Source organism: Streptomyces spinoverrucosus (genome assembly GCF_006539505.1).
Classification (GTDB): Bacteria; Actinomycetota; Actinomycetes; order Streptomycetales; family Streptomycetaceae; genus Streptomyces; species Streptomyces spinoverrucosus.
Window position 1 is genome coordinate 1 of the sequence record NZ_BJND01000135.1, and the last position, 6645, is coordinate 6645.

Genomic DNA, 6645 nt, shown 5'->3' on the forward strand with positions numbered 1-6645 from the left:
CACGGGAATCACCCACGAAAGCATTCCCTCCATCCCCGACGAGATCTCCTCCCTGATGGAGGAAGTCTCGACCGACGGCAAGCTCGCCGAGTGACCTGCCGGCGCCCGTCCCGAAAAAGGAAAGTCCGAAATCCACCCGGGCGCCTGTCACAAATACAGTCACCACCCTGTCTTTCCTGGTGCAGACACATTAGGAAACCTCCGAGAGGATCCCCATCATGAAGGTCGTAGTGATCGGCGGTACCGGCCTCATCGGCTCGAAGCTGGTCGAGAAGCTCAATGAGCACGGTCACGAGGCGGTGCCGGCCGCTCCCAACACCGGCGTCAACACACTGACGGGCGAGGGCCTGGCCGAGGTTCTGCAGGGCGCTTCGGTCGTGGTCGACGTGTCGAACTCCCCCTCGTTCGAGGACGACGCCGTCATGGAGTTCTTCCGGACCTCGACCACCAACCTCTTGAAGGCGGAGACGGAGGCCGGTGTGACCCACCACGTCGCGCTCTCCGTGGTCGGCACCGAGCGGCTCCAGGAGAGCGGCTACTTCCGCGCCAAGCAGGCGCAGGAGGAGCTGATCAAGGCCTCCGGGATTCCGTACTCCATCGTCCACGCCACTCAGTTCTTCGAGTTCATGAAGAGCATCGCCGCCGCGGCGACCGACGGTGACACCGTGCGTCTGGCCCCCATCAAGATTCAGCCCGTCTACTCCGACGACGTGGCCGCCGCCGTGGGCCGCACGGCCGTCGGCACGCCCGTCAACGGCGTGGTGGAGGTCGCCGGCCCCGACACGTTCCAGCTGGACGAGCTCATCCGCAAGGGGCTCGCCGCCAAGAACGACCCGCGGACGGTCGTGACGGACCCGCACGCCCCGTACTTCGGTGCCGAGCTGAAGGAGAACACCCTCCTTCCCGGCCCGGACGCGCGCATCGCTGAGACCCGTTTCGCCGACTGGCTCGCGCAGCAGAAGTAAGTGGTTCGGGTGGCCCCTGGCATCAGGGCCACCCGGTACCCCGGCCGGCCGTTCCCTTCGCCGCACTGACATTTGACGGTCCGTCCGAGCCCGTTCCGGGATTCCACCCCGTCCGAAACTCACACCACGAAGGAAACGGCTCGCCATGCTCATAAACCGCAACCTGAGCACTGTTCCCAGCAGCCGCCCGTATGAAGCACTTACCGGTTTCTACACCATTGACCCGGTACACAGCATGATTGGTTTCTCCGTCCGGCACGCCATGATCTCCAATGTGCGTGGGAAGTTCGAATCCTTCGAAGGTCTTCTCAAGCTTGATGGGTCCCGGCCTTCCCGGTCCGAGGCCTATGTGAGCGTCCAGACCGAAAGCCTGGACACGGGCATTCGGGAGCGGGACATGCACCTTCAGGGCCCCGACTTCTTCGACTCTTCGACGTTCCCCCTGATGACGTTCCGCTCCACCGGAATCGTCGATGCAGGGGGTGACCAGTTCCGTCTGGGCGGGAACCTCAAGATCAAGGATGTCGAACTGCCCATCACCATCGACCTCGACTTCGGCGGAGCCAGCCGCGACACCTACGGGCGGCACCGGGTCGGTTTCGAGGGCACGGCCACACTGCAGCGCTCCGACTGGGGACTCACCTGGAACACGGCGCTGGAAGCGGGGGGCGTCCTGGTCAGCGACAAGGTGACGCTGATCCTCGACATCTCGGCGGTACAGGCGCACTCTCTACCCAAGTAGGACGCGTGATGATCCCAGCATCTGAGAACCGACGCGCGGTCACCGACACCGTTGCGTCGCTGACCGCCCAGGCCGCCGAGCTCGAGACCCGTGCCACCGAGTTGCGCAAAGCGCTCGCAGTGCTCGATGACAACATGCGGGCCGCGTCCAACGCGCTGCAGCTGATTCTCCGTTCAGCGGGCGCCTCCGATGCACCGCGCCCGACGCCGTCGCCTGCGAGCGGTGGACAAGTGCCCCGCGTTTCGTAGAGGCCGTAGTGGTTGGTCAAGACCGGCCGGACTCACTGCCTGCCAGATTCAATGCGGGGTGCGGGCGCCCCGGGCCGAGGAGGTCCTCAGCCTCAGCCAGCTACGTCCGGTCAAAGGTGCAGGAGCAGGTGACGCGCTGAGTCTGCGTCATCAACCGACTTCCCGACGCCGAGATCGTGGCCGCCCTCACCCCGCTGGCCAAGACCGCCAAGGCGTGCAACGTTCCGGTCATCCTGAGCACCGTTGCGGCAGAGACCTGCTCCGGCCCTCGCCTGCCGGCCGGAAGCCTCGACCCGATCAGCTACCTCGGACTCGGCCACGTCTTCACCGCGAATATGACCAGCAATGTCGTCATCATCGCGTTCGCCGCAGCCGGGGCACCGGGATTCTCGCCTCTCGCCTCCCTGGTCTCCCTTGCGGCGTTCCTCGGTGGAGCGGTCGTCCCGGGACGCCTGGAGCTGGCATGCGTCAATATCCGCGCCACCGCCGGCCCTGCATCTCGCTGGCCCTCGAGGCGGTGCTCCTGCTCGCGGCCGCGGCCGTGGCGTTCGCCGTCCCGCACCAGGCGCGCAACCCACTGATCGTCCTGACGGCGGTGGCCATGGGCATACGCAACGGCACCGTACGCAAGCGGCGATCCCCGACATGACCACCACCGCTCGCTCGCTGGCGGCACCAACCCCCGGGCCGTCCGCCGCATCACCGCGGTTCTCGCCATGCTCGCCGGCGCCCTGCTGGGCGCCTGGCTCGTGCTGCACAACGGACTGGGCCGGCCCCTGCTCATCAGCGCCGTGAGCGTCGCGGCCACGCCCCTCGCGCTCCTCCGCATCCCCGCGCGCAGTCCCGCGACGCGTGAGCGGACGGTGGACCGCAGGAGACGGTCCAAGCTCCGCCGCCGGAAGGCATTCACCAGCACCGCACCGCAGCCCTCTTGACCTGCTTTCGGGAGATTCCCATGGCAACGATCCCTGACGGCGGGCTGGATCCCGTCGCCACCGACGACGCCGCGGACGTGGCACCGCTTGTCGGGCCACGGACCCGGTGGTGGACGCACTCGGCCGCAGGGTCGTCCCCGGCCTCAACGATGCACACCGCACGTCATCCGCGGCGGACTCAACTACGTCCTCGAACTGCGCTGCGACGGCGTGCCGTCGCTGCGGCAGGCACTGGCGATGCTGCGCGAGCAGGCGGGCCGTACCCCCAAGGGGCAGTGGGTGCGGGTGGTGGGCGGCAGGACCGCGGACCAGTTCGCCGAACGCCGCCTGCCCACCGTCGCGGAACTGAACGCGGCGGCCTCGGACTCCGTGTCAACGTCTCGCGCTGCAAGCGGCACCGTACATGTCACTGACGGCCCGTTCGCGCTACCCGCAGGCCGCACGCAGCCATGCCTGCAGGCGGCCAAGCGCGAGGGCGGGATGGCCACACAGCCACCCCGCCCTCATAGAGCCGTCGGTCAGCGGACCGACCGCACAGCCTCCTGAATGATCCGGGTGACGTCATCGGGGCGGGAGACGCTCACAGCGTGCGATGCACGGACTTCCACGGTGTGGGCGTTGGCGCGCTCGGCCATGAACGTCTGAGCCTTCGGGGGGATGTTGAGGTCGTCGGTGGCCACCAGGACCCAGGACGGAGTGGTCTTCCAGGCGGGCTCCGAGGCGCCCTCCTCCAGCGCGGCGCTGGTCACCGGGCGCTGGGTGACCGCCATGAGATCGGTGGTGTGCTCGGGGACATCCGCGGCGAACTGGTCGTGGAACTTGGCCCGGTCGATGTAGAGATCCGTGCCCTGGGAGCCGTCGGGCAGGGTGATCGGGACGGGGCGCAGGGCTTCGCCGAGCGTGCTGCCGGGGAACTTGCCCGACAGCTCAACAGCGCTCTCGCCCTTCTCGGGGAGGAAAGCGGCGATGTAGACCAGTGCCTTGACGTTCTCGGCACCATGGGCGGCGTTGCTGATGACCGATCCACCGTAGGAGTGGCCGGCCAGCACGACGGGCCCGTCGATGCCGGCCAGGAGGTCCTTGAGGTAGGCGGCGTCGCTGGTCAGCCCGCGCAGCGGATTGGCTGCGGCCACCACCGGATAGCCCTTCTGCTTCAGCTTCTTCACGACACCGTTCCAGCTGGTGGAGTCGGCGAACGCGCCGTGGACGAGGACCACGGTCGGCTTGCGGCTGTGCGAGGAGGAACCCTTGCCGGCGCTCGCCGGGGCGACCGAGGTGGCAAGGAGAGCGGCGGCGACGGTTGCCGTGGCCATGAGGGAAAGCGGAGTGCGGGCACGTCGGTAGAGTGAACGACGGTTCATGAAGAGGCCTTTCTAGGACGGTCCGGGTCCCGGTGAGGTCAATCCGGCTCAGAAGCCATGAAGTGGGCGGGGCGACGATCGAGGTTTCAGGTCAACTCACCGTCGGTGCCGAGCGCGGTGCGCAGGGTGTGAATGGCCTGCTGCATCGCGGCAGCGGCGGCCTGTGTGGACCGGACGGCGTTCAGCATCAGGAAGTCGTGCAGGACGCCGTTGTAGCGGATGCTGGTGGTGGGAACGCCGGCCTGCGTCAGCTTGCGGGCGTATGCCTCACCCTCGTCCCGGAGCACGTCGTTCTCGTCGACGATGACGAGCGCGGGCGGCAGCCCTTCCAGGTCCGCGAGGGTGGCCCGCAGCGGCGACGCCGTGATCTCGGCCCGCTGTGCGGGGTCGGTGGTGTAGTTGTCCCAGAACCAGGCCATGCCCTTCGCGGTCAGGTGGGGGCCGTCCGCGAACTCCCGGTAGCTGTCGGTGTCCTGGGCGGCGTCCGTGACCGGGTAGTACAGCGACTGGTGCACGAAGGACACATCGCCGCGCTGCTTGGCCATGATGGTCAGCGCCGCGGTCATGTTGCCTCCGACGGAGTCGCCGGCGACGGCCATGCGAGAGGCGTCCAGGCCCTCCTGGGCGCCGTTCGCCGTGACCCACCGGGCCGTCGCGTACGCCTGCTCGATGGCAACCGGGTACTTGGCCTCCGGGGAACGGTCGTACTCGACGAACACTACGGCGGCGTCCACGCCGACGGCCAACTCTCGCACCAGGCGATCATGGGTACCGGCGTTGCCGAGGACCCAGCCTCCGCCGTGCACGTAGAGGACGACCGGCAGGAGGCCCTGAGCATCGACGGGCTTGATGATGCGCACCCGAACATCGCCGACCTCGGCGGGCACCGTGATCCACTCGTCCTGCACGTCGGGCTTCTCGATGGGCGCCGCCTGCAGGTCGTCGAGGACCTTCCGAGCGCCCTCGGGACCAAGCTCGTACAGCAAAGGCGGGTTGGCCGTCGCCTCCGCGATCTTCTGCGCGGCAGGCTCAAGAACGGGATTGTTCACGATTGCTCTCCTTTGCTGGCACAGCCTGTGTTGTGCTTTCACCCTTGTGACAGGACATCCATTGAATGTGTGACATAAGCCGATGAAGACTTTTTCTTCACCGGCCAGCCGGGCCCCCGTGGCAGGTGCGCACCGCACTGTCGGCGGATGCGTCACCCGTCAGTGCTGGCTGCTGATCCGGCGAGCGAGAGCCCACCGCTTCGCTACGACGTAGACGACAACCGGCACGGCGAAGAGGCTGATGCGGAGCCATGCGGCACGAGGCCCGTGCCCGTCGGCCGGTTACGCGGTCTGTCGAGCAGGTTCTGGTCGCGGTCATCGCTGGTCGCCCAGGACTCGACACAGGGATATGCCCCCAAGGCGAGGAAGAGGCCGACGCCCGCCAGCAGCGGGATGAGGTTGTCGAGGGCGAGAGTGTGGCCCCAAGCGTTGATCTCCCAGCCGGGCATGACGCGCAGCAGCCCGTCGGCCACGCCCATGTACCAGTCGGGCTGTGACCCTGCCGAAACCTGATGGGCACGATAGGGCCCGTACTCCCAGATGGGGCCCTCCCGGTCACGGCCTGCTCGGCTACGCACTGGTCTTCTTCACGATCTGGTGGGCCTGGATGAACTTCACCTGGTTCGCCTCGGCCTACGACACCGACGATATTCAATCAATGGCTGCGCGCCGCACACGCGGACCCTGAACGCCGCCGATGCTGCCTGCGCTACGCCACCGTTCCCGTATGGGCCGAGCGTGCGGCCCAATTGTTCTCGGGGAGTCCATCACGGCTGCCACCCTTGCCGTACGCACCGCGCTGGACGCCGAGGCATCACTCGGGTCCATCCTGGTCCTTGCGCTGGGTGGCGTACTCACTGTCTTCGCCCTGTGGTGGCTGTACTTCGCCCAGGATGCACCGCGTCACCTCGCCAGCATGACCACAGCCATGCTGTGGGGCTACGGCCACTATGCGGTCTTCGCCTCCGCGGCCGCCGTGGGCACCGGCCGTTCTGGGACTGGTGTACCAGGCGTCGCCTCATGGCGCGGCGTTCCTCTTCTGTGGTGCCGCCCCATATCCCCTCTACCGGATCGATCTTGATGGCCCAGTTCAGGCAAATCTGCACCCCGGCAGAGCGCCTTTTCACGCCAGTGAGACCGAGTGGCCGGCGTATGTGTGACACAGAGCCGTGTCCGCGAGCGGACGTGGCCGCCTTGATGGCCGCTGCCGGTGCCGGTTGGCCGATGTCACAAGACCTACGTCTGTCCGGTCTCCACTGTCGAGCGGACGAAGAGAGAACGGGTGCGCGAAGACTTCACCGTCGCCTGTTGCATCGCCATCCCCAAGCACCAGGACGTGGAAAGC

The 6645-nt window shown here is 67.3% G+C and carries 6 protein-coding genes and 5 pseudogenes; 7 read left to right on the forward strand and 4 right to left on the reverse strand.

Annotation, left to right across the window (positions count from 1 at the left end; all coding sequences use genetic code 11):
* Positions 1 to 218: 218 nt before the first annotated feature.
* The 6 genes and pseudogenes from SSP24_RS41765 to SSP24_RS41780 all read left to right on the forward strand — a co-directional run.
* Positions 219 to 965, forward strand: coding sequence for an SDR family oxidoreductase (locus SSP24_RS41765; RefSeq protein ID WP_141316375.1), 747 nt, complete (start codon positions 219 to 221; stop codon positions 963 to 965).
* A gap of 145 nt (positions 966 to 1110) precedes the next feature.
* On the forward strand, positions 1111 to 1707 hold the full coding sequence (locus SSP24_RS41770; protein ID WP_141316377.1) for a YceI family protein: 597 nt from the start codon (positions 1111 to 1113) through the stop codon (positions 1705 to 1707).
* A gap of 424 nt (positions 1708 to 2131) precedes the next feature.
* Positions 2132 to 2401, forward strand: a pseudogene (locus SSP24_RS45060) (DUF1275 family protein); the annotation flags it as partial.
* Positions 2402 to 2418: 17 nt separating this feature from the next.
* On the forward strand, positions 2419 to 2604 hold the full coding sequence (locus SSP24_RS44780; protein ID WP_229866374.1) for a DUF1275 family protein: 186 nt from the start codon (positions 2419 to 2421) through the stop codon (positions 2602 to 2604).
* Between the two features lie 67 nt (positions 2605 to 2671).
* A complete protein-coding gene (locus tag SSP24_RS44785; protein WP_229866373.1) occupies positions 2672 to 2890 on the forward strand; it encodes a hypothetical protein in 219 nt (72 codons plus the stop codon).
* 20 nt (positions 2891 to 2910) lie between these two features.
* Positions 2911 to 3259: pseudogene (locus tag SSP24_RS41780) on the forward strand (amidohydrolase family protein); the annotation flags it as partial.
* A gap of 149 nt (positions 3260 to 3408) precedes the next feature.
* Here the strand turns inward: SSP24_RS41780 and SSP24_RS41785 are convergent.
* From SSP24_RS41785 to SSP24_RS41795, 3 genes and pseudogenes are all read right to left on the reverse strand, one after another.
* Positions 3409 to 4251, reverse strand: coding sequence for an alpha/beta fold hydrolase (locus SSP24_RS41785; RefSeq protein WP_141316380.1), 843 nt, complete (start codon positions 4249 to 4251; stop codon positions 3409 to 3411).
* A gap of 86 nt (positions 4252 to 4337) precedes the next feature.
* Complete coding sequence (locus tag SSP24_RS41790; RefSeq protein ID WP_141316383.1) at positions 4338 to 5300, reverse strand: alpha/beta hydrolase; 963 nt, start codon at positions 5298 to 5300, stop codon at positions 4338 to 4340.
* 183 nt (positions 5301 to 5483) lie between these two features.
* A pseudogene (locus tag SSP24_RS41795) lies at positions 5484 to 5845 on the reverse strand (cytochrome bc1 complex cytochrome b subunit); the annotation flags it as partial.
* Between SSP24_RS41795 and SSP24_RS41800 the strand changes: the two are divergent.
* Positions 5845 to 6288: pseudogene (locus SSP24_RS41800) on the forward strand (low temperature requirement protein A); the annotation flags it as partial. The pseudogenes SSP24_RS41795 and SSP24_RS41800 sit on opposite strands and share 1 nt — an antisense overlap.
* A gap of 70 nt (positions 6289 to 6358) precedes the next feature.
* Here SSP24_RS41800 and SSP24_RS45530 read toward each other — a convergent pair.
* A pseudogene (locus tag SSP24_RS45530) lies at positions 6359 to 6463 on the reverse strand (hypothetical protein); the annotation flags it as partial.
* Positions 6464 to 6645 lie beyond the last annotated feature (182 nt).

Excerpts from the sequence above, each read along its gene's own strand:
- SSP24_RS44780 (WP_229866374.1), top strand. The coding sequence starts at position 2,419 with ATGCGTCAATATCCGCGCCACCGCCGGCCCTGCATCTCGCTGGCCCTC.
- SSP24_RS41770 (WP_141316377.1), top strand. The coding sequence starts at position 1,111 with ATGCTCATAAACCGCAACCTGAGCACTGTTCCCAGCAGCCGCCCGTAT.
- SSP24_RS41785 (WP_141316380.1), bottom strand. The coding sequence starts at position 4,251 with ATGAACCGTCGTTCACTCTACCGACGTGCCCGCACTCCGCTTTCCCTC.
- SSP24_RS41765 (WP_141316375.1), top strand. The coding sequence starts at position 219 with ATGAAGGTCGTAGTGATCGGCGGTACCGGCCTCATCGGCTCGAAGCTG.
- SSP24_RS44785 (WP_229866373.1), top strand. The coding sequence starts at position 2,672 with ATGCTCGCCGGCGCCCTGCTGGGCGCCTGGCTCGTGCTGCACAACGGA.